24 protein-coding genes are annotated in these 23,999 nt (G+C 58.7%); 13 read left to right on the top strand and 11 right to left on the bottom strand.

Features of this window, described 5'->3' with window-relative positions:
• The first annotated feature begins 134 nt into the window (after positions 1–134).
• The gene (locus tag AC1Q5O_RS03280) at positions 135–1,334 is read left to right on the top strand and encodes an aq_1923 C-terminal domain (RefSeq protein ID WP_492561888.1); all 1,200 of its coding nucleotides are present in this window, start codon (positions 135–137) and stop codon (positions 1,332–1,334) included.
• A gap of 77 nt (positions 1,335–1,411) precedes the next feature.
• Here AC1Q5O_RS03280 and aspS read toward each other — a convergent pair whose 3' ends face one another.
• Entirely contained in the window at positions 1,412–3,202 is a 1,791-nt protein-coding gene (gene aspS / locus AC1Q5O_RS03275) for an aspartate--tRNA ligase (protein WP_492561887.1), read from the bottom strand.
• Positions 3,203–3,427: 225 nt separating this feature from the next.
• Between aspS and rnd the strand changes: the two genes are divergently transcribed.
• Positions 3,428–4,585: a ribonuclease D gene (gene rnd / locus AC1Q5O_RS03270; protein WP_223615704.1), complete on the top strand. Its 1,158-nt coding sequence runs from the start codon at positions 3,428–3,430 to the stop codon at positions 4,583–4,585.
• 87 nt (positions 4,586–4,672) lie between these two features.
• Positions 4,673–5,593 carry a DMT family transporter gene (locus tag AC1Q5O_RS03265; RefSeq protein WP_492561886.1) on the top strand — a complete coding sequence of 307 codons (921 nt, stop codon included), beginning with the start codon at positions 4,673–4,675 and terminating at the stop codon, positions 5,591–5,593.
• A gap of 10 nt (positions 5,594–5,603) precedes the next feature.
• Here AC1Q5O_RS03265 and ppx read toward each other — a convergent pair whose 3' ends face one another.
• Entirely contained in the window at positions 5,604–7,115 is a 1,512-nt protein-coding gene (gene ppx, locus AC1Q5O_RS03260) for an exopolyphosphatase (RefSeq protein ID WP_346306212.1), read from the bottom strand.
• On the bottom strand, positions 7,112–9,313 hold the full coding sequence (locus AC1Q5O_RS03255; RefSeq protein WP_105735647.1) for an RNA degradosome polyphosphate kinase: 2,202 nt from the start codon (positions 9,311–9,313) through the stop codon (positions 7,112–7,114). The genes ppx and AC1Q5O_RS03255 overlap by 4 nt, the downstream gene beginning before the upstream one ends.
• 337 nt (positions 9,314–9,650) lie before the next feature.
• Between AC1Q5O_RS03255 and AC1Q5O_RS03250 the strand changes: the two genes are divergently transcribed.
• Positions 9,651–9,899 (top strand): zinc-finger domain-containing protein, encoded by a 249-nt coding sequence (locus tag AC1Q5O_RS03250; protein ID WP_105735649.1) that lies wholly within the window; start codon positions 9,651–9,653, stop codon positions 9,897–9,899.
• Positions 9,900–11,177: an FAD-dependent monooxygenase gene (locus tag AC1Q5O_RS03245; RefSeq protein WP_492561885.1), complete on the top strand. Its 1,278-nt coding sequence runs from the start codon at positions 9,900–9,902 to the stop codon at positions 11,175–11,177.
• Here the strand turns inward: AC1Q5O_RS03245 and AC1Q5O_RS03240 are convergent.
• The 6 genes from AC1Q5O_RS03240 to AC1Q5O_RS03215 form a co-directional block, all read right to left on the bottom strand.
• A complete protein-coding gene (locus tag AC1Q5O_RS03240; protein WP_492561884.1) occupies positions 11,138–11,869 on the bottom strand; it encodes a TIGR02117 family protein in 732 nt (243 codons plus the stop codon). The genes AC1Q5O_RS03245 and AC1Q5O_RS03240 overlap by 40 nt on opposite strands.
• Positions 11,866–12,669 carry an amino acid ABC transporter ATP-binding protein gene (locus tag AC1Q5O_RS03235; RefSeq protein ID WP_288194976.1) on the bottom strand — a complete coding sequence of 268 codons (804 nt, stop codon included), beginning with the start codon at positions 12,667–12,669 and terminating at the stop codon, positions 11,866–11,868. The genes AC1Q5O_RS03240 and AC1Q5O_RS03235 overlap by 4 nt, the downstream gene beginning before the upstream one ends.
• Before the next feature lie 11 nt (positions 12,670–12,680).
• Positions 12,681–13,838, bottom strand: a complete 1,158-nt coding sequence (locus AC1Q5O_RS03230; RefSeq protein WP_492561883.1) for an amino acid ABC transporter permease — start codon at positions 13,836–13,838, stop codon at positions 12,681–12,683.
• Between the two features lie 2 nt (positions 13,839–13,840).
• Positions 13,841–15,034, bottom strand: coding sequence for an amino acid ABC transporter permease (locus tag AC1Q5O_RS03225; RefSeq protein WP_464659911.1), 1,194 nt, complete (start codon positions 15,032–15,034; stop codon positions 13,841–13,843).
• Positions 15,035–15,156: 122 nt separating this feature from the next.
• Positions 15,157–16,185: an amino acid ABC transporter substrate-binding protein gene (locus tag AC1Q5O_RS03220; RefSeq protein ID WP_223615697.1), complete on the bottom strand. Its 1,029-nt coding sequence runs from the start codon at positions 16,183–16,185 to the stop codon at positions 15,157–15,159.
• A gap of 232 nt (positions 16,186–16,417) precedes the next feature.
• A complete protein-coding gene (locus AC1Q5O_RS03215; protein WP_492561882.1) occupies positions 16,418–17,215 on the bottom strand; it encodes a phosphatase PAP2 family protein in 798 nt (265 codons plus the stop codon).
• Between the two features lie 134 nt (positions 17,216–17,349).
• On the opposite strand from AC1Q5O_RS03215, the gene AC1Q5O_RS03210 reads away from it, so the two are divergent.
• From AC1Q5O_RS03210 to copM, 3 genes are all read left to right on the top strand, one after another.
• Entirely contained in the window at positions 17,350–18,528 is a 1,179-nt protein-coding gene (locus tag AC1Q5O_RS03210) for a cystathionine beta-lyase (RefSeq protein ID WP_492561881.1), read from the top strand.
• A 55-nt stretch (positions 18,529–18,583) separates the two neighbouring features.
• Positions 18,584–18,943, top strand: coding sequence for a hypothetical protein (locus tag AC1Q5O_RS03205; protein ID WP_492561880.1), 360 nt, complete (start codon positions 18,584–18,586; stop codon positions 18,941–18,943).
• A gap of 61 nt (positions 18,944–19,004) precedes the next feature.
• Positions 19,005–19,385, top strand: a complete 381-nt coding sequence (copM, locus tag AC1Q5O_RS03200; RefSeq protein ID WP_492561879.1) for a CopM family metallochaperone — start codon at positions 19,005–19,007, stop codon at positions 19,383–19,385.
• 83 nt (positions 19,386–19,468) lie between these two features.
• Here the strand turns inward: copM and AC1Q5O_RS03195 are convergent, their stop codons facing one another.
• Entirely contained in the window at positions 19,469–19,819 is a 351-nt protein-coding gene (locus tag AC1Q5O_RS03195; RefSeq protein ID WP_223615692.1) for a BRA0787 family protein, read from the bottom strand.
• 379 nt (positions 19,820–20,198) lie between these two features.
• Between AC1Q5O_RS03195 and AC1Q5O_RS03190 the strand changes: the two genes are divergently transcribed.
• A complete protein-coding gene (locus AC1Q5O_RS03190; RefSeq protein ID WP_223615691.1) occupies positions 20,199–20,525 on the top strand; it encodes a hypothetical protein in 327 nt (108 codons plus the stop codon).
• Between the two features lie 81 nt (positions 20,526–20,606).
• Here AC1Q5O_RS03190 and AC1Q5O_RS03185 read toward each other — a convergent pair whose 3' ends face one another.
• Positions 20,607–21,305 (bottom strand): hypothetical protein, encoded by a 699-nt coding sequence (locus AC1Q5O_RS03185; protein ID WP_492561878.1) that lies wholly within the window; start codon positions 21,303–21,305, stop codon positions 20,607–20,609.
• Between the two features lie 740 nt (positions 21,306–22,045).
• On the opposite strand from AC1Q5O_RS03185, the gene AC1Q5O_RS03180 reads away from it, so the two are divergent.
• The 4 genes from AC1Q5O_RS03180 (at position 22,046) to AC1Q5O_RS03165 (ending at position 23,995) form a co-directional block, all read left to right on the top strand.
• Positions 22,046–22,225 (top strand): Flp family type IVb pilin, encoded by a 180-nt coding sequence (locus AC1Q5O_RS03180; protein ID WP_492561877.1) that lies wholly within the window; start codon positions 22,046–22,048, stop codon positions 22,223–22,225.
• Positions 22,226–22,570: 345 nt separating this feature from the next.
• The gene (locus AC1Q5O_RS03175) at positions 22,571–23,044 is read left to right on the top strand and encodes a hypothetical protein (protein ID WP_492561876.1); all 474 of its coding nucleotides are present in this window, start codon (positions 22,571–22,573) and stop codon (positions 23,042–23,044) included.
• A 177-nt stretch (positions 23,045–23,221) separates the two neighbouring features.
• Positions 23,222–23,446 (top strand): hypothetical protein, encoded by a 225-nt coding sequence (locus tag AC1Q5O_RS03170; protein WP_492561875.1) that lies wholly within the window; start codon positions 23,222–23,224, stop codon positions 23,444–23,446.
• Between the two features lie 357 nt (positions 23,447–23,803).
• Positions 23,804–23,995 (top strand): hypothetical protein, encoded by a 192-nt coding sequence (locus AC1Q5O_RS03165; protein WP_463011375.1) that lies wholly within the window; start codon positions 23,804–23,806, stop codon positions 23,993–23,995.
• Positions 23,996–23,999 lie beyond the last annotated feature (4 nt).

Below are 23,999 nucleotides of genomic sequence, written 5' to 3'. Positions count from 1 at the left end.
GGCAGGGCTTGCGTCCATCCGCCAAATCTGACTTTCTACCGCCCAATTGGCCCGATTTCGCAGGGAAAGACTGTCATAGTTTTGCCGCGCGGCATGGGATAGATTTGTTTATTGAGCAAAACAAGGAACACACTATGCGTCCAACCTACTCTCTGAAATCCGGCTTGCACCTCATGGCTGCGACCACTGCACTTGTCGTTGTCTTTGCCGGTTCAGCCTATGCGGTGGACGGCAATGCGGTGGCGGCCCGTTTGAAGGCCGTTTATGGCGAACAGGGCGGCACCCTTGAATACGCAAATGTCGAAACCAACGGCTCGACCGTCATCCTCAAGGACACCAAGCTGTCCGCAGCGGGCGCCAAGGAAAGCTTCAATGCAGGCGACGTGACATTGAGCGATGTCAGCGACGTTTCGGGCGGCGGCTTCAAGATCGGATCGGCGACCGTACCGGATATCAAGTTCAGCCCCGCCGATGAGCCGGACAGCAAGATCAGTGTCGAAGGCATCAAGCTTGAAGGCATCACCCTGCCGGCCGAAGGCGCAACCGAGCCGCTGGCGAAAATGCTCCAGTACCAGAAGGGCGGGCTGAAGCACTTCAACGTCAACAGCAAGGGCAAGGATGTCTTTTCGGCTGACAACCTGACCGTTTCCGTTTCGCCGTTCACCGCGTCGGCGCCGGTTGTCTTCACATCCAATGTCGCCAGCTTCAAGGCGGACCTGTCGGGCGTGGAAGACCCAAAGACCAAGGACACGATCAAGGCGCTTGGTTATGAAACGCTTTCGGGCAAGATCGACATGAACGGCTCGTGGAACATCCCCGATGGTCGTCTCAACGTCGACAAGTTCGCCTTTGCCGCCGACAATGCCGGCACGCTGGGCATGAAGTTCGACATTTCCGGTTACACGCTCGACTTCATCAAGGGCATTCAGGACGCTGTAAAGAGCGGCGACGGCAAGCCTGACGATGCCAAGGGCATGGCCATGCTCGGCCTGATGCAGCAGCTGAGCTTCACCGGCGCGTCGATCCGCTTCGACGATGCTTCGCTCACCAACAAGGCTCTCGACTACGCTGCCAAGCAGCAGGGTGCCAAGCGCACCGACCTGGTCAACCAGGGCAAGGCCATCCTGCCGATGATGGCAGCGCAGCTCGGCAATGCCGAATTTGCCCAGGCCCTGGGAACAGCGGTCAGCGCCTATCTCGACAGCCCGAAGAACATCGAGATCAAGGCCGCCCCGGCCAAGCCCGTGCCGTTTGCCATCATTGCAGCCGGCGGCATGGCCGATCCGAAGTCGCTGATCAAGACGCTCGGCGTCACGGTCAACGCCAACCAGTAATTGATAAAGACGGCAAAGAAAAAGCCCGGCGAGATGCCGGGCTTTTTTGTTTGTCCAGAGTCGGTTGGAAAGGGTTTTTAATCCTCTTTCTTCATCGGCGCGAGGCGGATGTTGAGGTCGCGCAGCTGCGCTGGCGACACATCCGACGGCGCATTCATCAGCAGATCGTAGGCCTGCTGGTTCATCGGGAACATGGTGATCTCGCGCAGGTTCTTGGCACCCACGAGCAGCATCACGATGCGGTCGATACCGGCCGCCATGCCGCCATGCGGCGGTGCGCCATACTGGAACGCGCGGTAGAGGCCGCCAAAGCGTTCTTCCACGGTTTCCCGCGAATGGCCGACCGCCTCGAACGCCTTGACCATGGTTTCCGGCAGGTGGTTGCGGATGCCGCCCGAGGAAATCTCGAAGCCGTTGCAGACGAGATCGTACTGGAACGCCTTGATCGTCAGCGGGTCCTGGTGCTCCAGCGCGTCCATGCCGCCCTGCGGCATGGAGAACGGGTTGTGGGCGAAATCGATCTTCTTCTCGTCTTCCAGCCATTCGAAGAACGGGAAGTCGATAATCCAGGCAAGCTTGAACTGGTCGCGGTCGACGAGGTTGAGTTCTTCGCCCGCACGGGTGCGTGCGGCACCGGCAAAGGAGACGAACTTCTTGGGATCGCCCGCGACGAAGAACGCCGCATCGCCATCGTCCAGACCCAGCTGCACGCGCAAGGCTTCGGTGCGTTCCGGTCCGATATTCTTAGCCAGCGGACCGGCGCCCTCAAGCGCCTCGCCTTCCTTGCGCCAGAAGATATAGCCGAGGCCCGGCTGGCCCTCGCCCTGCGCCCAGGAGTTCATGCGGTCGCAGAAGGCGCGCGAGCCGCCTGTCTTGGCCGGGATCGCCCAGATTTCCACCTTCGGATCGTTGGCGATCATGTTGGCGAAAACCTTGAAGCCGGAACCGGCGAAATGCTCGGTCACGGCCTGCATCTCGATCGGGTTGCGCAGGTCTGGCTTGTCCGAGCCGTATTTGCGCATGGCATCGTCATAGGCGATGCGCGGGAACTGCTGCGTGACCGGTTTGCCCTCGGCAAATTCCTCGAACACACCGCGCAGGACCGGCTCCATCGTCGACAGCACGTCTTCCTGCTCGACAAAGCTCATTTCGATGTCGAGCTGGTAGAACTCGCCCGGCAGGCGGTCGGCACGCGGATCTTCGTCGCGGAAGCAGGGTGCGATCTGGAAGTAGCGGTCGAAACCGGACATCATGATCAGCTGCTTGTACTGCTGCGGCGCCTGCGGCAGGGCATAGAACTTGCCGGGATGAATGCGGCTGGGCACGAGAAAGTCGCGCGCACCTTCCGGCGACGATGCCGTCAGGATCGGCGTCGAGAATTCGGTGAAGCCGATCTCGGTCATGCGGCGGCGCATGGCGGCGATGATCTTGGTGCGCGACATGATGTTCTTGTGCAGCGTGTCGCGGCGCAGGTCGAGGAAGCGGTACTTCAGGCGGATGTCTTCCGGATAGTCCAGCTCGCCGAACACCGGCAGCGGCAGTTCCTTGGCGGCGGACAGGATTTCGATCTCGCGGGCGAACACCTCGATCTCGCCGGTCGGCATGTTGGCATTGACCGTATCGTCCGTGCGGGCCTTCACTTCACCATCGACGCGGATCACCCATTCGCCGCGCACGGTCTCGGCCAGCTTGAACGCGGGCGAGTCGGGGCTGGCGACGATCTGGGTCAGACCGTAGTGATCGCGGATATCGATGAAGAGAATGCCGCCATGATCGCGGACGCGATGAACCCAGCCGGAAAGACGAACTGTCGAACCAACGTCGGATTTCCGCAGGGCGGCGCAGGTATGGCTGCGGTAACGGTGCATGATATGTGCCTCTGAGATGCTTGATGCTTGCTGCCGGGAGGTGTGAAGAAAGCCCCGGCCATGATCTTGGAATTTGCGCGGACAAGCGCATTTTGACGGCGATTTGTCAAGATTGCGAATGACTGGAAGCCCGTTTTGTGGGCCTATCAACCATATAGACGCGACAAGCAGCGAAGAAACTCGGACAGGCGAGACAAATGCATTTCCATTCGCTATAGAAATTTCATGACCATGATTACAACCACAGATCAGCTTGACCAGGCTGTAGCCGCCCTTTCGCAATCCGATTTCGTAACAGTCGACACGGAGTTCATCCGGGAGACCACGTTCTGGCCGGAGCTTTGCGTTATCCAGCTCGCATCCCCTGATCATACAGCCATTGTCGATGCCCTCGCCCCGGGTCTCGATCTTGCGCCGTTTTTCCGGCTGATGGCAGATGAGACCATCGTCAAGGTGTTCCACGCGGCGCGGCAGGATATCGAGATCGTTTTCCATCTTGGCAATCTGATCCCCCATCCGGTCTTCGACACGCAGGTGGCGGCCATGGTCTGCGGCTTCGGCGATGCCATTGCCTATGACCAGCTGGTGCAGCGGGTGAATGGCGCGCAGATCGACAAGTCCTCGCGCTTCACCGACTGGCGCCGCCGCCCGCTCTCCGACAAGCAGCTCGACTATGCGCTGGCCGATGTCACCCATCTGCGCGACATCTATTTGCACCTCAAGGCAAAGCTCGAGGAAGAAGGCCGCACCGACTGGGTGCTCGACGAGATGAAGGTGCTGACGGCGCGCGAGACCTATGACATGCATCCCGACGATGCGTGGAAGCGTCTGAAGATGCGCCTGCGCAAACCGCAGGAGCTCGCCGTGCTGCGCAGCGTTGCCGCCTGGCGCGAACGCGAAGCGCGCGAGCGCAACGTGCCGCGCGGCCGCGTCCTCAAGGACGACGCCATTTACGAGATCGCCCAGCAGCAGCCGCGTGACGTGGAAGCGATGGGCCGGCTGCGCACCATCCCCAAGGGCTGGGAGCGCTCCAGCATCGCCACGGGGCTGCTCAATGCCGTCAACATCGCGCTGGACCTGCCGAAGGAAGACATGCCGCGCCTGCCGAAATCCGTGCAGTCGCCGGAAGGTGCAGGAGCAGCGGCCGAACTGCTGAAGGTTCTGCTGCGTCTCGTGACGGAAGAACACGGCGTTGCCGCCAAGGTTGTCGCGACGTCAGACGAGATCGACCGGATTGCCGCCGAAGGCGATGCGGACGATATTCCGGCCCTGCAGGGCTGGCGCCGCGAGGTTTTTGGTGAAAAGGCGCTGCAGCTGATCAATGGCGAGTTGTGCCTGAAGTTCGAGAACAAGCGGATCCGCGCCGTGCCCTGCACGGACTGATACTACTGATACTTCGGCCTCCACCGAAGTATCAGCCCGCCAAAACTGGCTAGCATCGGCCCGTTGAAACCATGCTGATGTGAGGCAATGATGTCTGCTACCCCCGTGCAAACCCCGTCTCTGACCAGAGAACTGGCGCTTCTCGCCATTCTCGCCACGCTGTGGGGCGCCTCCTACACCTTCATCCGGGTGGGGGTGGAGACAATCCCGCCGGTCACCTTCATCGCCGCCCGCACGCTGATCGCCGGCGGACTGCTGCTGGCCATCATCAAGCTGCGCGGCCTTGCGCTGCCGCGTGATCCGGCGATCTGGAAACGCTTTCTCATCCAGGCCTGCATCAACAGCGTGATCCCCTTCACGCTGATCGCCTGGGCAGAATTGACCGTCAATGCCGGTCTTGCCACCATTCTCAATTCGACAACGCCGATCTTCGCCTTTCTGCTGACTGTCCTGATCACCCGCCACGAAGCCGTGACCACGCGAAAAGTCTTCGGCGTGGCGGCCGGTGTCATCGGCATTTCCCTGATCATCGGGCTCGAGGCATTCAACGGCATCGGCAAGGAACTGGTGGCGCAGCTTGCCATCGTTGCGGCAACGATTTCCTATGCGGCCGCCGCCATCTTCGGCAAGGGTTTCAAAAATCTCGATCCGATGATGCCCGCCGCTGGCTCGATGCTCTGCGGCGCCGTCATCCTCATCCCGGTCAGCCTCGTGGTCGACCGGCCATGGACGCTGGCGCCCTCCGCCCACTCGCTGCTCGCGCTGCTTGGCCTTGCCGTGTTCTCCACCGCCCTCGCCTTCGTGATCTATTTCCGGCTGATCAACACGCTGGGCACGGTCGGCACGACATCGCAGGCCTATCTGCGCGTACCGATCGGCGTCGGCATCGGCGTATTGTTTCTCGGCGAAAGCCTGGCATCGACCGCATGGATCGGCCTGGTCTGCGTGATTGCCGGTGTCGCGGCGATGACCCTGCCCGGACGCAAGAAGGCGGCTATCGCCGCCTGAGCACCGGCACTTATTTGCCGATGGCCATTTTCAGCGGCTTGCCCGTCAGTTTCGCCAATTGCTGCAAGCGGCCTTCCGGCACATCGCCGATCAGGTCGGCATTCCTGGCCGCCACTTCGAGATAGATGCCGTCAGACGCCTGTTTCCACGAGAGGTTGGGAACCACCCCCGCCATCGATGCGGAAAACGGATAAACAATCCGCATGATCGCCGCCAGTATCTTCGAATATTCCAGCAGCCGCGGCGTGGCGAGCGCCGCCAGTTCCGGGTCTGCCGCGTTGTTGGCAATGCCCTCGTGGCGGAAGAAATTGGCAAGCGCGATATAGGCCCGGCCCGGATGATCAATGCCGACAAAAGCGGCGTTGGAGATCATGTTCAGCGCCTGCGAACCGCGATAATCGGGATGGGCACGCCAGCTGATATCGGCGATCAGGCAGGCCGCGCGGCGATAGCGCTTCTCGTCCTCCGTCTCGTCATAGCCGAGCGCGGCAAAGGCATCGCCGCTCCAGTCCGCCAGCTCGCGCGCATAGGCGGGCGAGCGGGCGCGAAGCACGGCCAGTTCATCGGCTGCGGCAATCAGCGGGTCTTCCAGCTGCTCGGATTCCGACAGCAGCGAGAACAGAAACCCTTCCCGCACGCCAAGGGCCGAAAAGACAACCTTTGACGGACGCATCTTGCGGATGGTCTCAAGCAGGGCGATGGCGCCATAGGACAAGAGCGCACGGCGGTTCTTCGAGACATCCTCGATCCCGCGCATATTGTCGAGATTGCCGTCCGCGACGCGCTTGAGAAAGCGCTGTGCTTCCTCGAAGGGAATTTCATAGTGGTGCATGACGTGCAGCGGATAGTGCTCGGCACTCATGTGCAGCTTGGCGAGGTTTCGCCACGTGCCGCCCACGGCGTAGAACGCCCGGCCCTTGCCCTTGGCCAAAAGCTTGGCCGATTCCAGCGTTTTCTTGGCGATATCGGACGCGGCGGAAAGATCGCCGTTCGACATATCCTGCAGACGCAGGCCACCCAGCGGCAGGGTAATGCCGTCGCCGATGGTGCGGCCCTTGACGTCAACCAGTTCGAGACTGCCGCCGCCCAGATCGCCTGCGATACCATCGGGATCGTGAAAGCCGGAGATGATCCCCAGCGCGGAATAATAGGCCTCTTCCCGGCCGGACAGAACCTTGATCGGTTCTCCCAGAACGATTTCGGCCTGGGCAATGAAATCGGGACCGTTTTCGGCTTCGCGCGCTGCCGCCGTCGCCAGCACATCCAGCGAGCGGGCGCCCGCCTGATCGGCCAGGGCGCGGAACCGGCGCAGCGCCCGCAAGGCGCTTTGCACAGCCTTTTCATTCAGCTTGCCGGTTTTTACCAGGCCTTTGCCAAGGCCGCAGAGAATCTTTTCGTTGAAAAGGACGGTCGGCGAACGGGTAACCCCCTCATAGACGACCAGACGTACAGAGTTCGAGCCGATGTCGATGACACCGGCCGGATGGCGTCCTTGCACACGCCCCTGCGCTGCGGATATCATGCAGTCTTGTTTTTCGCTGCTTTGGATCGCTTGCGGTGAGCGATCAAGCGTGGTGCTGAAGACTTCAGCGACTTGCCGCGGCCGGACAGGCTGGGATTTGTCATGAAATATTCCTGCGCGTTAAAAGCATCTTCTCCATCCGCCGGAACAATCCGGCGCGATGTACCGTCTGCTAGTAACTCGTAACTCTGCTGATTGTCGAGAAGGTTTGCCAGCATAATCTGTGAAAGAAGCTGTTGATGCACAGTTGGATTGGTGATCGGAACCAGCGTTTCGACGCGGCGGTCGAGGTTGCGGGTCATCATATCGGCTGAACCGATATAGACGAGCGCCTTTTCCGACGGCAGTCCCGCACCGTTGCCGAAGCAGAAAATACGGCTGTGCTCGAGGAAGCGGCCAACGATGGATTTTGCCCGGATCGTGTCGGAAAGGCCCGGAACCTGCGGGCGCAGGCAGCAGATGCCGCGCACGATGAGGTCGATGTCGACGCCATGCGTGCTGGCATTGTAGAGCGCATCGATGATCTGCGGATCGACCAGCGAATTCATCTTCATCCAGATTGCCGCCGGACGGCCGGCCTTGGCGTGCTCGATTTCTTCGGCGATGTGCTGGAGAATGCGCGGGCGCAGGGTGGTCGGCGACACGGCAATGCCCATCTCACCCGAAGGCTGGGTATAGCCGGTGATGAAATTGAAGATCTGGGCAACGTCGCGGCCGATGGATGGCTCGCACGTGAAGAACGACAGATCCGTATAGATCTTGGCGGTGATCGGGTGGTAGTTGCCCGTGCCGAGATGCACGTAGCTGCGCAGCTTCTGTTCCTCGCGGCGCACGACCAGCGACATTTTCGCATGGGTTTTCAGCTCGATGAAGCCGAAGACGACCTGAACGCCGGCACGTTCCAGATCGCGCGCCCAGCGGATATTGGCTTCTTCATCGAAGCGCGCCTTGAGCTCGACCAGCGCCGTCACCGATTTGCCGGCATCGGCGGCGTCGATCAGTGCACGCACGATCGGGCTGTCATTGGAGGTGCGGTAGAGCGTCTGCTTGATGGCAACCACTTCCGGGTCCGCCGCCGCCTGGCGCAGGAACTGCACGACGACGTCGAAGGATTCGTAGGGGTGGTGCACCACGATGTCCTTTTCGCGGATCGCGGCAAAGCAATCGCCGCCATGCTCGCGCACCCGCTCGGGGAAGCGCGGGTTGTAGGGCACGAACTTCAGGTCGGCGCGCGGAATGCCGACGATTTCGGAGATGGTGTTGAGTGCCAGAAGACCTTCGAGCACGCTGATGCGGTTGTCGGGAACACCGAGTTCCGTCGCCACGAAAGCACGCAGCGATTCCGGCATTTCATCATCGAACTCGATGCGGATCACCTGGCCGCGGCGGCGGCGCTTCAGCGCGCTTTCGAACAGGCGCACAAGATCTTCCGCTTCTTCCTCCACCTCGATATCGCTGTCGCGGATGATGCGGAATGTGCCGGCGCCTTTCACCTCATAGCCGGGGAACAGCCGCCCGGTGAACAGGCTGATGGCATCCTCAAGCGTCAGGAAGCGGAAACGGCCGGCATCGTCGGGAATCTGGATGAAACGTTTCAGCGCCTGCGGCAGGCGCAACAGCGCCGTCATCGGACGGTTGTCGATGCTGCGGCTCAACAGCATGGCGATGGTGAAACCGAGATTGGGAATGAACGGGAACGGATGTGCCGGATCGATGGAAAGCGGGGTCAGGACGGGATAGATGGTTTCAAGGAAGTGATCCTCGAGCCAGAGGCGCTCGCTTTTGGTCAGCTTGTCCGGGCGGACGATTTCAATGTTTTCGGCCAGCATCTCGACGCGCAGTTCATTCAGGCGCAGCTGCTGGGCGGCCTGCAGTTTGCCGACCTCATCGAGCACGAATTCCAGCTGCTCCTGCGGCGTGCGCCCGTCCGGGCTGCGATTGGCTACCCCGGCACGCACCTGCCCGGCGAGACCGGCAATGCGCACCATGAAGAATTCGTCGAGATTGGCGGCGGAGATGGACAGGAAGCGCAGGCGCTCCAGCAGCGGCTGGTGCACATTGTGGGCTTCTTCCAGTACGCGGCGGTTGAACTGCAGCCAGGAGAACTCGCGATTGACGAAACGGTCGACACTGGTGTGCAGATCCGGCAGACCGATGGCTTCGACTGCATTCGTTATGGCGGGTGACTGATCGTTCATTGTCATTCTCCGATTGGAATAGTCCCGTCAAAAGCGGAATCACAGGCCACATTAGTCAAGTCTCTTGAAGGTTTTATAGCAATCGCGGCCCAATACCTCCTCAGCCCGATAAAAATCGGCACGCGGCAGCTTACACCGGAACCAAAGCCTTTCGCGATGAATTTCTCATGCGGCGCCTGACGGAAAACCCGCCATAACGCCGGTTGCGGCAGAACCAGCCGCCACTTGTGTCAGATTGCCTCGCTTTAGCGCAGCAGAAGCGATTTTCTTCGCTGCGGAATTGCTCTATGAGAAAGACAACACCATTGCCTATCGACTGAAAGCCCAGGAGCGACACATGGCCGGACACAGCATTCCCCACTTCCAGAACAGCGCTGGTCACGCCGCCATCAGCATTGGTGTCAAGGAATTCATGTGCGTCGGCGCCAATCCGCCTTTCGATCACCCGCATGTCTTCCTCGACCTGGGCGATGACAATGAAAAGGTCTGCCCCTACTGCTCGACGCTGTACCGCTACGATGCGTCGCTCTCCGCCGGGGAAACGGTTCCTGCCGGCTGCACCTATGTGGACGACAAGGCTGCCTGATTGCAAACGCCCGTCATCGATCTGAAGACGGCTCGCAACAGGCGAACTCCCAATCCTGATCAAATCATCATTGCGGGTGCCGGTATCGCCGGCCTGACGCTGGCGCTGGCGCTGAGCGCCAAAGGCTTTGCCGTCCAGATCTTTGAGAAGAGCGCCATTCTGGCCGAAGCGGGCGCCGGATTGCAGCTTTCGCCCAATGCCACCCGCCTGCTCGGCCGCCTCGGCGTCCTGGACAGGCTGATGCCTCATGCCGTGCAACCGGATGCGGTCTGCCTGCAGGATGGCGTGAGCGGGGAAAAGCTGCTGCGCCTGCCCATCGGCAAGGCCGCGGCACAACGCTGGCACGCGCCCTACATCGTCTGCCACCGCGCCGACCTGCAGCAGGCACTTCTTGCCGAAGTGCGCCAGCGCGGCAACATCGCCATGCAGCTGGAATCGGCCGTTACCCATCACAACAGCGACGCTCGGGGCGTGCTGGTTCGCGTGCAATACAATGACCGCATCGAAGAGCATCGCGGCGCCCTGCTGGTGGGCTCCGACGGTGTCTGGTCGAACACCCGCAATGCGCTGTCAGACCTTGATCGCGCCCGCTATACCGGCTCCATCGCCTGGCGCGTGTCCGTGCCTGCCGATCGCCTCCCTGCTTCGTTCAGCGTCCTCCTGCCTGAAGGAACCAATGTCGTTGCCTGGACCGGCAGCAATGCGCACCTCATCGCCTACCCAATCCGTTCGGGCGAGCTGATGAATTTCGTGGCGGTGGCGCGCGACCGGAAAAACCCCGGGCGCTGGGACATCGAAGTCAATCCGCAGGCGCCGAACCAGAATTTTACCCGGGATTTCTACTGGTGGCATCCGGGCATCCGCGATCTGGTGCTGTCGGCCGGGCAATGGACGCCCTGGCGCCTGTTCGAAATGAAGCGGTGCAGCTTTCTGCGGGATGAGCGGCTTGTGCTGATCGGCGACGCGGCCCATGCGATGACGCCCTATGCGGCCCAAGGCGCAGCCATGGCCATCGAAGATGCCTGTGCTCTTGCCGCCGCACTCGGCCATGGCAGCGAGGACTGGCCCGCAGCGCTGGCGGCCTATGCCAGGAACCGGACAAAGCGTATCGAGTCCGTGGTGCGGCGCGGCGCGCTCAATCAGCTGGCCTATCACGCCAGGGGGCCGGTGGCGCTTGCCCGCAACCTGCTGCTGCGCAACCGGCCTGCTGAAAAGTTCGTGGCGGGTTTCGACTGGCTTTATGGATTTGATGCGGAAAAGCCCAACGGCGAGATTTGATCGCCACTCGCATTGTTATAGCGCTTGAGTGACCAGACCAGGCTTTGCGGCAAGGGATTCCAGGCGCCGGTGCGCAGGCCTCCTGCCCGCAATACGGCGCCGGTCCAGGTATTGCAGCCGAGCAATGCGGTGAAATAACCATTGGCTTCGAAGAAACGGTCATTCAGACCATATCCGGCGCCTTCGATCATCATCGCCTTGCCTTCGGCGTTCAGCCGGAAACTGCCGAGCATATGCGCAAGCATCGCTTCGAAGGCTTCGGGGCCGACCGTCAGCCGCTCGATACCGGGCTGGTCCGTGTTGACTACCCCGATGGGCTCCACATGCATCGTGGAACGATCAAGCGTCAAACCACGCATCAGGGGCATGAATTTGAGTTCGGCCCAGGTGGGGGTTTCAAGATAGAAGCTGCGCCCTCCCCAGCCCATGACAATCCAGGCAATGCGCGGGTCGGTCAGTTGGAAATTCTCCCCGTTCAGGATGGACAGCCGCGCCATGACATCGGGATCGGCGGGAAATGCGATGTCCGTATGAATGGGATTGGACAGGAGAAGGACGGTACGGCCAGCCAGCGGCGGAGAGGCTGTCTGCGCGAAGAACGACCGCGGTATCAGGGCACCGGCCACAAACAGCAAAACAGCGGCCACGAGGGCCGCTGCGATGGATGTCACGACGATGCGCAGAATTCTCAATGCAGGATCTGGCTGAGGAACAGCTTGGTGCGCTCGTGCTGCGGGTTGTCGAAAAATGCCGCCGGTTCGTTCTGTTCGACGATCTGGCCCTGATCCATGAAGATCACACGGTTTGCCACCTGGCGGGCAAAGCCCATTTCGTGGGTGACGCACACCATGGTCATGCCTTCTTCGGCCAGTTGAACCATGGTGTCGAGCACTTCCTTGATCATTTCCGGATCGAGCGCCGAGGTCGGTTCGTCGAACAGCATGATGCGCGGGTTCATGCACAGCGAACGGGCGATGGCCACGCGCTGCTGCTGGCCGCCGGACAGCTGGCCGGGATATTTGTTGGCCTGTTCCGGAATCTTGACGCGCTCGAGATAATGCATGGCAATCTCGTCCGCCTTCTTCTTCGGCATCTTGCGCACCCAGATCGGCGCGAGCGTGCAATTTTCCAGAATTGTCAGGTGCGGAAACAGGTTGAAGTGCTGGAACACCATGCCCACTTCGCGCCGGACTTCATCGATCTTTTTCAGGTCGTTGGTCAGTTCGATGCCGTCGACAAGGATCTTGCCGCTCTGGTGCTCTTCGAGGCGGTTGATGCAGCGGATCATCGTCGACTTGCCCGATCCCGAAGGTCCGGCAATGACGATGCGCTCGCCGCGCATCACCTTGAGGTTGATGTCCTTGAGGACGTGGAAATCGCCATACCACTTGTTCATGTTGGTAATCTCGACGGCTACATCGGTCTTGGAGACCTGCATGAGCGAGCGGTCGACATGAATTTCGGATGGATCGACAACGTTTTGAGTGGTCATGCAGATGCTCCTTAGCGTTTATGTCCTGTGTCCAGCCTGCGTTCCATGAAGATGGAATAACGCGACATGCCGAAACAGAAAATCCAGAATACGAAACCGGCGAAAATCAGGCCGGATATGGGGGTTTGCGGGGATGCCCAATTGGCATCGTTGAAGTGCTGACGCACGGTTCCGAGCAGATCGAACATGCTGATGATGGACACCAGCGATGTATCCTTGAACAGACCGATGAAGGTGTTGACGATTCCCGGGATCACCATCTTCAGCGCCTGCGGCAGGATGATGAGGCCGGTTTTCTGCCAGTAGCTCAATCCCAGCGAGTCAGCACCTTCGTACTGCCCTTTGGGGATTGCCTGCAGGCCGCCGCGCACCACTTCCGCCATATAGGCCGATGCGAACAGCGCCACGCCGATCAGGGCGCGGAGGAACTTGTCGAAGGTCACGCCCGGCGGCAGGAACAATGGCAGCATGTAACTGGCCATGAACAGCACTGTCACCAGAGGGATGCCCCGCACCATTTCGATGAAAACGACGCACAGCATCTTGATGATGGGCATTTTCGACCGGCGTCCCAACGCCAGGACGATGCCGAGCGGCAAGGACACGGAAATGCCGACGAAAGACAGGACCAGCGTGACAAGCAGACCGCCCCACGTCGCGGTTTCGATATAGGGAAGGCCAAACCAGCCGCCAACCAGCAGGAAGAATGCAACGATCGGAAAGACAAAGAAGAACACGATCGCATTGGCGGATTTGAAGGGAATCCTCGGGATCAGCAGCGGAACCAACAGGACGACGAACATGATGCCGACAATGTTGACACGCCAGTGCTGGTCCTGCGGATAGCGGCCATACATGAACTGGTTGAAATTGGCGTTCACATAGGCCCAGCAGGCACCCGACCAGCCTTCCGGCTGGGTACCGCCCTGGGACACCGTGGCGCAGACCGCCCGATCCACGCCCGACCAGGAAGCCTGGACGAACAGCCAGTTGATCATCGGCGGCACGAACCAGGCGAGAAGGAAGAGCGCAAACACCGTCAGAGCGGCATCGACGGGCGTTGCCATCAGGTTGATGCGTATCCAGCGGACGATTCCCCGCTCGCCCAGCGGCGGCGTCTGGCCCTGCAGCATTTCGGTACGAACGAAACTCAGATTGTTGTCGGCCATGATCAGCGCTCCACCAATGCCATTTTGGCGTTGAACCAGTTCATGAACAGCGATGTGAGCACGCTCAGGCTGAGATAGATCACAATGAAAATCGCCACCACTTCAATGGAACGGCCGGTCTGGTTGAGGATGGTTCCGCCGACGGCAAACAGATCGGGATAGCCGACCGCGACCGCAAGCGACGAGTTCTTCGTCAGGTTGAGATACTGGCTGGTCAGTGGCGGAATGATGATGCGCAGGGCCTGCGGCACGACGACGAGCCGCGTCGTTGTTCCCGCGCGCAGCCCGAGCGCATGCGACGCCTCACTCTGGCCTTTTCCCACGCCGCGAATGCCGGCCCGGACGATCTCGGCAATGAACGATGCGGTGTAGAAGGACAGCGCGAGATAGAGCGACATGAACTCCGGTCCGACCAGAGCGCCGCCCTTGATGTTGAAGCCGCCGAGTTCCGGATAATTCATGGTGACCGGAAAGCCCTTGAGCGCGAATGCCAGGAAAGGCAGGCCGATGATCAGCGCCAGCGAGGTCCACAACACCGGAAAGCGCTGGCCGGTCGCCATCTGCCGTTTATAGGCCCAGCGACGGACCAGAAAGGCGCCGACGACGGCAAGCACAAAGGCAACGCCAGCCAGCCAGGCACCCTGGCCGAAAACCGGCACGGCAAAGAAGAAACCGCGATTGTTCAGGAAACTGAACGGCAGCGCGATACTCTGGCGTGCCTGGGGCAAAACCGCCAAAACGCCGGAATACCAGAAGAAAATAACCAGCAGCGGCGGGATATTGCGGAAAACCTCGACATAGACCGTGCACAGTTTGCGGATGAGCCAATTGTGCGAAAGCCGCCCGACACCGATGATGAATCCGATGATGGTCGCGGTGATGATACCGACGACGGCAACCAGCATCGTGTTCAAAATACCGACATAAAGCGCCTTTATATAGGTCGAGTCGCTTGAGTATTCGGTGAACGGATGCGAGCTGATATCAAATCCGGAGCGGCCATCGAGAAAACCGAAACCCGTTGCCAGATTGGCGCGCTGCAGATTGGCGATAGTATTGTTGACAAACCAGTAACCCACAGCGACCAGTACAACCAGAACGACGAGCTGATAGATATAGCCGCGAATTCTCGGATCGTTCAGAAGTGATACTTTGGCGCTGCCTGTACCGGCAGGCGTAATATCCTGCGATGCCATTGACCCCTCATTTCTTTTAACCGTTTATTTTTATTATTTTTATTTTTGTTATTTTTTTAATTGTTCCCCCGGAAAGGAGGACGAGCCCCCTTCCCGGATTTCAGATCGATGACTTCAAAAAATCAGCGGATCGGCATTGCGTATTGCAGGCCGCCCTTGCTCCACTGAGCATTGATGCCGCGCGCAATCTTCAGCTTGCTGCCGGAACCGATATTGGATTCGAACACTTCGCCGTAATTGCCCACGGCCTTGACGATGTTGACAACCCAATCATTGGTCAGGCCGAGATCGGTGCCAAGCTTGGTGTTGGCTTCCTGGCCGAGCACGCGCTTGATTTCCGGGCTGTCGCTCTTGATCAGATCCTGGACATTGGCCTTGGTGATGCCAAGCTCTTCGGCCGTCAGCATGGCGTAATGCACCCAGCGGATGACGTGCGCCCACTGGCTGTCGCCCTGACGGACAACCGGACCGAGCGGCTCCTTGGAAATGATTTCCGGCAGAACGACGTGATCGTCCGGTGCCGAGAGCGTTAGGCGAATGGCGTACAGGCCGGACTGGTCCGTGGTGTACACGTCGCAACGTCCGGCATCATAGGCGGCGTTGACCTCTTCAAGCTTCTCGAACACGACGGGATTGTATTCCATCTTGTTGGCCTTGAAATAGTCGGCCAGATTGAGCTCCGTGGTGGTGCCGGACTGAACGCAGACCGAAGCGCCCGAAAGCTGCAATGCAGAATTGATACCCGACAGCTTCTTGGCGTTGATCATGAAGCCCTGGCCGTCATAATAATTGACGCCGGTGAAATCAAAGCCCTGCGAGTCACGGCTCAGCGTCCATGTGGTGTTGCGAATCAGAACGTCGATTTCACCGGACTGCAGCGCTGGCAGGCGGTCCTTGGCGGAAAGCGGCGTGAATTTCACCTTGGTTGCATCGCCAAAAATGGCGGCGGCGACAGCGCGGCAATAGTCGACGTCAAAACCGGACCATTCGCCCTTGTCGTTCGGCGAAGCAAACCCGGCCAGACCGGTGTTGACGCCGCATTGCAGAAAGCCCTTTTTCTTGACGTCATCCAGCGTGCCGGCAGAGGCCGCAGAAGCCAGCAAGAGCAGCGCCGATACCCCCAGAACGCTCTTCAAAACAAGATTTTTCATAACGACTAAACCCTTTTATTTGTTGCCCGTGGTTCCCAAGAGAGAAATTTTACATGCCAGCGGGTTCCCCCACACCCTTTTAAGGCTCCAGCATGTCTCCCATTCACCCCTGTATCGAAGGCCATTCTACGTGTTTGGTCAAGGGATAATCTTTGCTCAATATTTTTGCAGAAACGGCCGAATGGCTGCTTCGGAATGGAATTTTCGATTATTTCTTGGTCAAAAACCCCGATCAGCGCCAGAAGCGCTCGCGAAAACGCAAAACCGGGAAGAATCGAGTGCCATCGAACAGAAAGGCCGCCCGGCGCCCGGCGAGGAATCTGGCAAGCGCAAGGGTGAACAGGAAGCCCACGCTATAGCCCGCAACCACATCCGTCGGATAATGCGCCCTGGCGATGATGCGCGTAAAGGCAATGAACATGGTGGCCAGGATGATCGGCACGCGCCAGCGCGGAAACCAAAGCGCCAGAACCGCGCCGACCGCCCCCATCGTGGTTGAGTGCCCCGAGGGGAAACTGGCGAAATCATACCCTGCGTGCAACGGCGAAAAGCCGTTGGCTCCAAGGGTGTCGATGAATTTCGGCCGGGCCCGCCCGATGCAGAACTTGGCGATATTGGTGAGAATTCCCGACAGCGCCACGGACCAGAATGCAAACGTCGCCTGGGCATAGATGAGGCCGAGACGCACGCGCTTGGCATGGGGCAGCTTGCGCCAGTCGATGCCGATCAGGCAAACCGCAATGAAAAAGGCCGGGATCAGATACCATTGCGACAAACCGATATCCGTCAGCAGCCGCAGGGAACTCAGCGGCCCCTGATGCGAGGACAGGTTGCGCGACAGCGGATCGTCAAAGGGATGCAGCAGCAGAATGAAGAAAAAGATCAGCACCGCCGCCATCGACATGCCCCCGGTCCAGGCCGCCGGGCTGTTCGGATAGGCCGGTGCCCGCATGCGGCGCAGGAAATTGACGATCGAGCGGCGCGCGCGCTTCAGGCCGGACAGGGATTGCGGATTGCTGGCATCAGTCATTGTTTCTCCCATCGACCCAAGCGGCCTTATTCTTCCACGCCCGCTGTGCTCGCCTGTTGCAACAGGAACGCCGTGGCTTTATCGACTTCTCCCAGCAGTTACAATTGTTGGCATCGCAGTGCAGAGGATATTCCATGGGCAGAGAGTCGGACAAAATGGCAAAATTCGGGATCAACACACGCCTGGCCCATGGAGGCTATGATCCCAGGGATTATCACGGTTTCGTCAATCCGCCCATTGTCCATGCCTCGACGGTGCTGTTCCCCGATGCGGAAACCATGGCCAGCCACAAGCAGAAATACGGCTATGGCACGCATGGAACCCCCACGACCGACGCCCTGTGCCAGGCCATCGACGAACTGGAGGGCTCGTTCGGCACGCTGCTCGTGCCGTCCGGCCTTGCCGCGGTAACCATTCCCCTTCTGGCGTTCCTGTCGCCGGGCGATCACCTGCTGATGGTCGACAGCGTCTACGGCAACACGCGCTATTTCTGCGATACGACGCTCAAGCGGCTCGGCATCGAGGTCGAGTACTACGATCCGCTGGTCGGCGCCGGCATCGAAAAGCTCATCCGCCCCAACACGGCTGTTGTCTTTACCGAATCCCCCGGCTCCAACACGTTTGAAATTCAGGATATTCCGGCAATCGTCGAGAAGGCGCACGCGGCAGGCGCGATCGTCATGATGGACAACACCTGGGCAACGCCGCTTTACCTGAAGCCGCTGGATTTCGGCGTCGATATCTCCATTCACGCGGCAACGAAATATCCGTCCGGCCATTCCGATATTCTCATGGGCACGATTTCCGCCAATGAAAAATGCTTCAGGCAGCTGGACGATACCTATACGGCCATCGGTCTGTGCGTGGGCGGCGACGATGCCTATTATGTCCTGCGCGGCTTGCGCACGATGGCACTGCGCCTGGAGCGCCATGGCGAAAACGCGCTCGAAATAGCGCGATGGCTGGAAAAGCAGCCCGGCGTCATCGAGGTCCTGCACCCCGCGCTTGAGAGCCACGCGGGGCACGCTCTGTGGAAGCGGGATTTCACCGGCGCTGCCGGCGTGTTCTCGATTGTCATCGAAGGCGAGACAAAACAGGCCCGGGCTTTCCTCAATGCCCTTGATATTTTCGCGCTCGGGTACTCATGGGGCGGCTATGAGAGCCTCGCGCTTCAGGTCAACCTGTCCGACCGGGTGCTGACGGGCAAGCATTACAAGGGTCCGCTCATCCGCCTGCAGGTTGGCCTCGAGGATACCAAAGACCTCATCGCCGATCTGGAAAAGGCGCTCGCCGCGGCAAGACATGCGCAATAACGCAATAAACAGAAGGTGATTTCGCCTTGCCGATTGTTCCTGTTATGAAAACGCCATGAGCAGGCTTGCCATTCTTCTGACCTTCCTCACGGCGTTTTCCGTCGGCTGGGTGCCCGTGTTTGCGGCGCCCGTCCGGTTGGCCGGCGAAATGGCGGTACAATCGGCCGGTCAGATGGCCGGCCACGCCCATGCCTGTGCCGGCGACCAGAAGCATTGCACCGACACCGCCAAGCTGCCCCATCCCGCGCTATGCTCCGCCTGTATCGCCATTCCCGCAATCGGCATTGCCGCCGTGACCACGGTCTCGACTCGGATGCTGGTGCCGCACGGCATCGAACTGCCCCTCATTGCCCAGGCCAGCGCACCGCTGTCGCCGCCGCCCAAACCGCTATTGATCGCTTCCTATCCTTCATAACGCACGGGTGAACAGGTCATAGCCTGTGCTTGTCTGTCTGACCTAAGGAAAGATCAATTCGATGAAAACCTCTTATTTCTCCGCCACAGCCCTTGTCTGCGCCCTCGCCTTCACCGCACCAGCCCAGGCGCAGGAACACAAGATGATGAAGCATGATGCCATGGCGATGCAGCCAACCGGCGATCAGGGCCCGTCATCCAAGGCATTTGCGCAGGCAAACACCAAGATGCACAAGGACATGTCCATCAAATTTTCCGGCGATGCCGACAAGGATTTTGTCCGCGGCATGGTTGCGCACCATCAGGGCGCAATCGACATGGCCAAGGTGGAGCTGAAATACGGCAAGGATGAAGAAATCCGCAAGCTTGCGACCGATATCATCGCCGCGCAGGAAGGCGAAATCAAGCAGATGAAGGCCTGGCTGGCCAAACATGGCGGCTAAACCGCCGCGCCATCCATAAGGCATGCGAAAAAATTACCCGCCGGGTCAAAGCGGCGGGTAATTCAAAAAGCGTCCAATGTGTCTCAGGAGGCGTTGTGATGCTGCATTTCGTAGGAGGCCGCGCGTTTCTGCAGGCTCAATTCCCATAGACTATGGGCAGCATCGGCATAGGTTGACGTGCCGGCCTTGAACTCCGCCGAACGCAATGGCAGCAAGTCTTCCACGACATCCAGCGTTCTCGATGGAAGAATGTCGGTGCAAGTCCACAGACGCCGGAACACGGCGCTGATCAGAACCTGCCGGTCGTTGACCTCGATCTGAGGTTCATCGTGCCCGAGTTCCCAATCCTCCAAAGCATCAAGGGCGTCTTGAAAGGCACTATGCAATATGATGGGCGCGTGGCCGTCATGAAGTGGGTGCAGCAAACCAGGCATTCCTGTCTCCTCACTCTTGCGTTGCAATGCCGGGTGCTCCCGGAAACAGAATCATAAGGGCGAGCGGGCGTCATCAGCAAGCCAAAACTTCAATACAAGACCAATTGGCTAGAGATTTCTGATTAAATCGATATTTCACTACAGTTTTAAACATCGACGTTGATATATTCATTATGAAAATCAGCACAACACGTTGATAAATTTGAGTTTACAGACAGATCATACGGCAGCGGCGTTGCCGCCGTCCACCGCCATCCCCTGGTCCGGAGCGATGCTGCGCTGCCGCAAGTGCCGGCGAACTGATTCACGCTGCCATCTTGCCAAAACGGCGGCATTGGCCCATTCATGTCCCGCTATTCGTGATCGAGGAAATTGGCACATGACGACGAAACACCTTCCGCTGATTATTGTGGCTGTGCTGCTGGCCGGCTGCGGCAATATACAGGGGCAGCTTGATCGCGAGAAAATTTCATCCCTGCACTACGATACGGTCGAGTGCCCCGCTTTGATTGCGCAAAAGAACAGCGCGATGGCCGAGATCAGCAGCCTGACCAATGGCGCGGGCTACCGGGAACCGAGCGTGATCACGGGCTTCGGCCCCATTCTGCCGGATTATCGCACCGCCAACCAGAAGAAGGCCGGCGCCCTGCAAGGACAGGTTGATTCCATGACCCGCTCCATCGCACGGCGGAAATGCACGGGCTGATTGCCCGGCAGCCACCTGCCGCGCCGGTCCTGGCAAAGAAATGGCCCCTTTCGGGGCCATTCTTGTCTTATGCGCCTGTTCTCATGAGCCGCGCAGCAGCTTGCACAGGGCAACCAGCGAGCTGTCATAGCTCATCGCGTTGGATGAAATTTCCGCACAGCGGATTTTCAGCTTCATCCTGTCCTGGGCCGTGAGCTGTGCCAGCCTGGCGGCGACCGCCTTGTTGTTCACACCGGGATTGAGGCTGCCCGGCTTGGTGCCGCCGCCAAGAATACCACCGCCCGTCGTGACCCCGCCGGTACTGACACCGCCGGGACTGGTACCGCCCGTATTGCTGCCACCACCGATGCCAACGCCGACCCCGGCGCCAATGCCACCGGTTCCACCGACATTGGCTCCAACTCCTGCGCCGATCCCGCCTGATCTGATATTTGCGCCAGCTCCCGCTGTCACACCGCCTGATCCGCCGACATTGGCGCCAAGTCCGGCACTAACGCCATTGTTGACGCTGGCGCCCGCCCCCGCATTGATTCCGTTTGAACCGCCGATCGATGCGCCCACGCCCGCGGCAACACCCTTGGAGCCGCCAACCGATGCATCAGCACCCGCCTTTACACCGCCGAGATTGGCGCTGGCACCAACGCCCAGACCGCCATTCTGCGAACCGCCGACTGAAACCCCGCCCACCGACAAACCTCCGGCAAGCGCCGACGTCGTAAGCACCGCAAGTATGAAAGAGCCAGCTACAATGCAGCTCGTCTTCTTTTCGAACTTATTCATTACAACCTCCCGATTATTACTATTGCACCCAAGCATTCACAAACCAAGAACACCGATATATGCATCAATAATTGAAATAAATCAATACAACACTTATTACTCAATACATATTTTCTAAATAACATTATTAAAAAGCAAATGTTTTTACGCGCAACAATGATGTGTTGCGTATATTTAACTCCATCTATTCATGTATTTTCTTAAAATTCTAAACTTCCATCGATCTCCACCGCAAAAATCTCCAACGTCAGCTGGAATGGATATAGTGCGATACGTAAGAACATTGGATTTAGTTTCATTCCTCAATATTTTTTCTTTCTTATTATAAAGTGCATCATATTTGCTTTAGGTGAGCCATGATGAAATTGGAAAAACGCGTGATTACTTACATTTTTAATGAAAACTTATTTTGAAGCGCTCCCTCGAACGCCGCCAGACGGCTGCATCTGCTTGCCCAAGCGAAGGCATTGCCGGGGATCGGGCGATAGCGCAGCGGTTTTTTGGGGGGGGGCCCAGCGTCGGGGTACGTCGCACAGCACGGCGCGGGAAATGCACGCCCTGCGGTCATGGCTTTCATTTTACTTAAAATATTCAGGGCGATGTAAGCGATGATTAAGCAAGAAATCCGGTGATACTTTGCTAACCAGTTTTTTTAAGTCAGCCGAAATTGTTGAAAGCCTAAGTTCACGACGGTTCAACGAAACCGCGTCAAAAGCAACGCTTCAACAGGGATACAGAACATGACAACTCTTTTCACACGTTTTCTCAAGGATGAGTCCGGCGCAACAGCCATCGAATACGGCCTGATTGCTGCCCTCATCTCCGTCGGCATCATTGCCGGTGCAACCTCCCTTGGCACAAACCTCGGCACACTGTTCACCAACCTCGGCGCAAAGTTCGCGGCTACGAAGGTTAACTAAACATACTGTTGGGGTTGCCTGGCCATAGGCAACCCCAATTTCATATCCAACGCCAATGCCGTTGACGTTGGATATGAAATTAACCGACTGCCCCCTGCCCGCCATTTCCATGGCTCCGGTCGGCCCACAGACCAAAATCAGCCCGATCACCCATGTGCTGCATATGCCTGCTGATTACTTCGGGATTTGATCTATTCCCCCCAGTAATATTGACTATTTTACTCATATATCGTTTCACGATGCTATATATTTACAATTTCCCGTAAACGTTGTTTCGTCTTCCCAGTTTTGATTCAGAATGCGCTTGAACAAAATCATGGAGGGGACCGCATCATGATCTTTGGCATGACTTTCTATACTTTCGTTCACGTCCTGATCAGCCTGATCGGGATTATATCGGGGCTGATCGTTCTCGCCGGACTGCTTGCGTCCGACAGAAAGGACGGATGGACACTGATCTTTCTGGTGAGCACGGCAGCGACAAGCCTGACGGGTTTCGGCTTTCCCTACCAGGGTTTTACGCCCGCCATCGGCGTCGGCATCCTCTCGATCATCATTCTCATCATCGCGATCGCCGCCCGCTACCCCTTGCAGCTCGCCGGGCCGTGGCGATGGGTCTACGTGGTCGGCGCCGTGATCTCGCTGTACTTCAATGTTTTCGTGCTGGTCGCCCAGTCATTCCAGAAAATACCCGCATTGAATGCCCTGGCGCCCACCGGCTCGGAGCCGCCTTTTGCGATCGTGCAAGGGATTGTGCTGCTTCTGTTCATTGCCGCCGGCTTTGCCTGCCTGCGGCGGTTTCATCCCGTCATACGGTGAGAACCCGGACCGGATGCCCGGCAGCTGCGGGTCATCGCAGCGTGCCGGCCTGCGCTCTACCGCTCTCCCCGGCCACCAAAAGGCCGGGCTTCTCAATCGGATGTACTAGAATATTACACCTCCCGATGCCGCCGGGTCAGTGTTATGATCGTGTCTTGAAATTGTTCTCGAATTGCCATGCTGGTCGAACGTGACTTGCTCCTCACCGCAATTGCAGGTTCAAAGTCCGTTAACCTCTGCCTGGCCAAGCCCATGCAGGAGAAAGCAATGGAGGAGGAGGACGAAGAAAACAAGGAGAAGGACGACTACGCGCCCTATATGACATCCATATGGGGTTATCTCGTCGTCTTCCTGATCATCATTCCCCTTGTGCTGATTCTCGGCCGCAAATTCGGGCGATGACCCCGTTCTATCGGTCTTTGCCCCGGCCCGCCCATGGCGAAATTGCGGTTCACCGGCAGGAACACCAGGCCACGCAATGTGGCTTATCCAACGGATTTCACGTGGTTTTGTCGTATTCATCCCCGCGTGGAACCGTGCAACACGACACAACTGGAGAATGAAGACAAAAGTACCAAAGCTTGTCGCTGGCGGGCCTTTTGTGGCGCATATCGTCTTGTGCTTCACCCCGTCGTCCAATTTGCTGACACCCACCTGCATTGCGTTGGCAGGGGATGTTTGGAAAGGGTCATCTGAGTGCTTACTTTGTACTTTTTGGAAGACTACCGTAATCCGGGCCATTCAAATCGCGAGACAGAAATGGCAACACATCGCCCCGAGAACCCAAAGCCAGTCAAAAAGGCCGGGAAAGTCAAACCCGTCAAAGCCGCGGCGGTGACGAACTGGGATGAACTTATCGCCCGGAACGTGAAGCTCGAAGACAGGCTTATCAAGAAGCTGAGATCGCGCCATATTGTTCGCAAGCTCAAGGTGAGGTTTCTGACCAAATAGGACT

The organism is Phyllobacterium sp. MT110 (genome assembly GCF_058792715.1).
This window is presented reverse-complemented; position numbering and strand designations above follow the sequence as displayed.

Excerpts from the sequence above, each read along its gene's own strand:
- AC1Q5O_RS03280 (WP_492561888.1), top strand. The coding sequence starts at position 135 with ATGCGTCCAACCTACTCTCTGAAATCCGGCTTGCACCTCATGGCTGCG.
- aspS (WP_492561887.1), bottom strand. The coding sequence starts at position 3,202 with ATGCACCGTTACCGCAGCCATACCTGCGCCGCCCTGCGGAAATCCGAC.
- rnd (WP_223615704.1), top strand. The coding sequence starts at position 3,428 with ATGACCATGATTACAACCACAGATCAGCTTGACCAGGCTGTAGCCGCC.
- AC1Q5O_RS03265 (WP_492561886.1), top strand. The coding sequence starts at position 4,673 with ATGATGTCTGCTACCCCCGTGCAAACCCCGTCTCTGACCAGAGAACTG.
- ppx (WP_346306212.1), bottom strand. The coding sequence starts at position 7,115 with ATGATATCCGCAGCGCAGGGGCGTGTGCAAGGACGCCATCCGGCCGGT.
- AC1Q5O_RS03255 (WP_105735647.1), bottom strand. The coding sequence starts at position 9,313 with ATGAACGATCAGTCACCCGCCATAACGAATGCAGTCGAAGCCATCGGT.
- AC1Q5O_RS03250 (WP_105735649.1), top strand. The coding sequence starts at position 9,651 with ATGGCCGGACACAGCATTCCCCACTTCCAGAACAGCGCTGGTCACGCC.
- AC1Q5O_RS03235 (WP_288194976.1), bottom strand. The coding sequence starts at position 12,669 with ATGACCACTCAAAACGTTGTCGATCCATCCGAAATTCATGTCGACCGC.
- AC1Q5O_RS03230 (WP_492561883.1), bottom strand. The coding sequence starts at position 13,838 with ATGGCCGACAACAATCTGAGTTTCGTTCGTACCGAAATGCTGCAGGGC.
- AC1Q5O_RS03225 (WP_464659911.1), bottom strand. The coding sequence starts at position 15,034 with ATGGCATCGCAGGATATTACGCCTGCCGGTACAGGCAGCGCCAAAGTA.
- AC1Q5O_RS03220 (WP_223615697.1), bottom strand. The coding sequence starts at position 16,185 with ATGAAAAATCTTGTTTTGAAGAGCGTTCTGGGGGTATCGGCGCTGCTC.
- AC1Q5O_RS03215 (WP_492561882.1), bottom strand. The coding sequence starts at position 17,215 with ATGACTGATGCCAGCAATCCGCAATCCCTGTCCGGCCTGAAGCGCGCG.
- AC1Q5O_RS03210 (WP_492561881.1), top strand. The coding sequence starts at position 17,350 with ATGGGCAGAGAGTCGGACAAAATGGCAAAATTCGGGATCAACACACGC.
- AC1Q5O_RS03205 (WP_492561880.1), top strand. The coding sequence starts at position 18,584 with ATGAGCAGGCTTGCCATTCTTCTGACCTTCCTCACGGCGTTTTCCGTC.
- copM (WP_492561879.1), top strand. The coding sequence starts at position 19,005 with ATGAAAACCTCTTATTTCTCCGCCACAGCCCTTGTCTGCGCCCTCGCC.
- AC1Q5O_RS03195 (WP_223615692.1), bottom strand. The coding sequence starts at position 19,819 with ATGCCTGGTTTGCTGCACCCACTTCATGACGGCCACGCGCCCATCATA.
- AC1Q5O_RS03190 (WP_223615691.1), top strand. The coding sequence starts at position 20,199 with ATGACGACGAAACACCTTCCGCTGATTATTGTGGCTGTGCTGCTGGCC.
- AC1Q5O_RS03185 (WP_492561878.1), bottom strand. The coding sequence starts at position 21,305 with ATGAATAAGTTCGAAAAGAAGACGAGCTGCATTGTAGCTGGCTCTTTC.
- AC1Q5O_RS03180 (WP_492561877.1), top strand. The coding sequence starts at position 22,046 with ATGACAACTCTTTTCACACGTTTTCTCAAGGATGAGTCCGGCGCAACA.
- AC1Q5O_RS03175 (WP_492561876.1), top strand. The coding sequence starts at position 22,571 with ATGACTTTCTATACTTTCGTTCACGTCCTGATCAGCCTGATCGGGATT.
- AC1Q5O_RS03170 (WP_492561875.1), top strand. The coding sequence starts at position 23,222 with ATGCTGGTCGAACGTGACTTGCTCCTCACCGCAATTGCAGGTTCAAAG.
- AC1Q5O_RS03165 (WP_463011375.1), top strand. The coding sequence starts at position 23,804 with ATGGCAACACATCGCCCCGAGAACCCAAAGCCAGTCAAAAAGGCCGGG.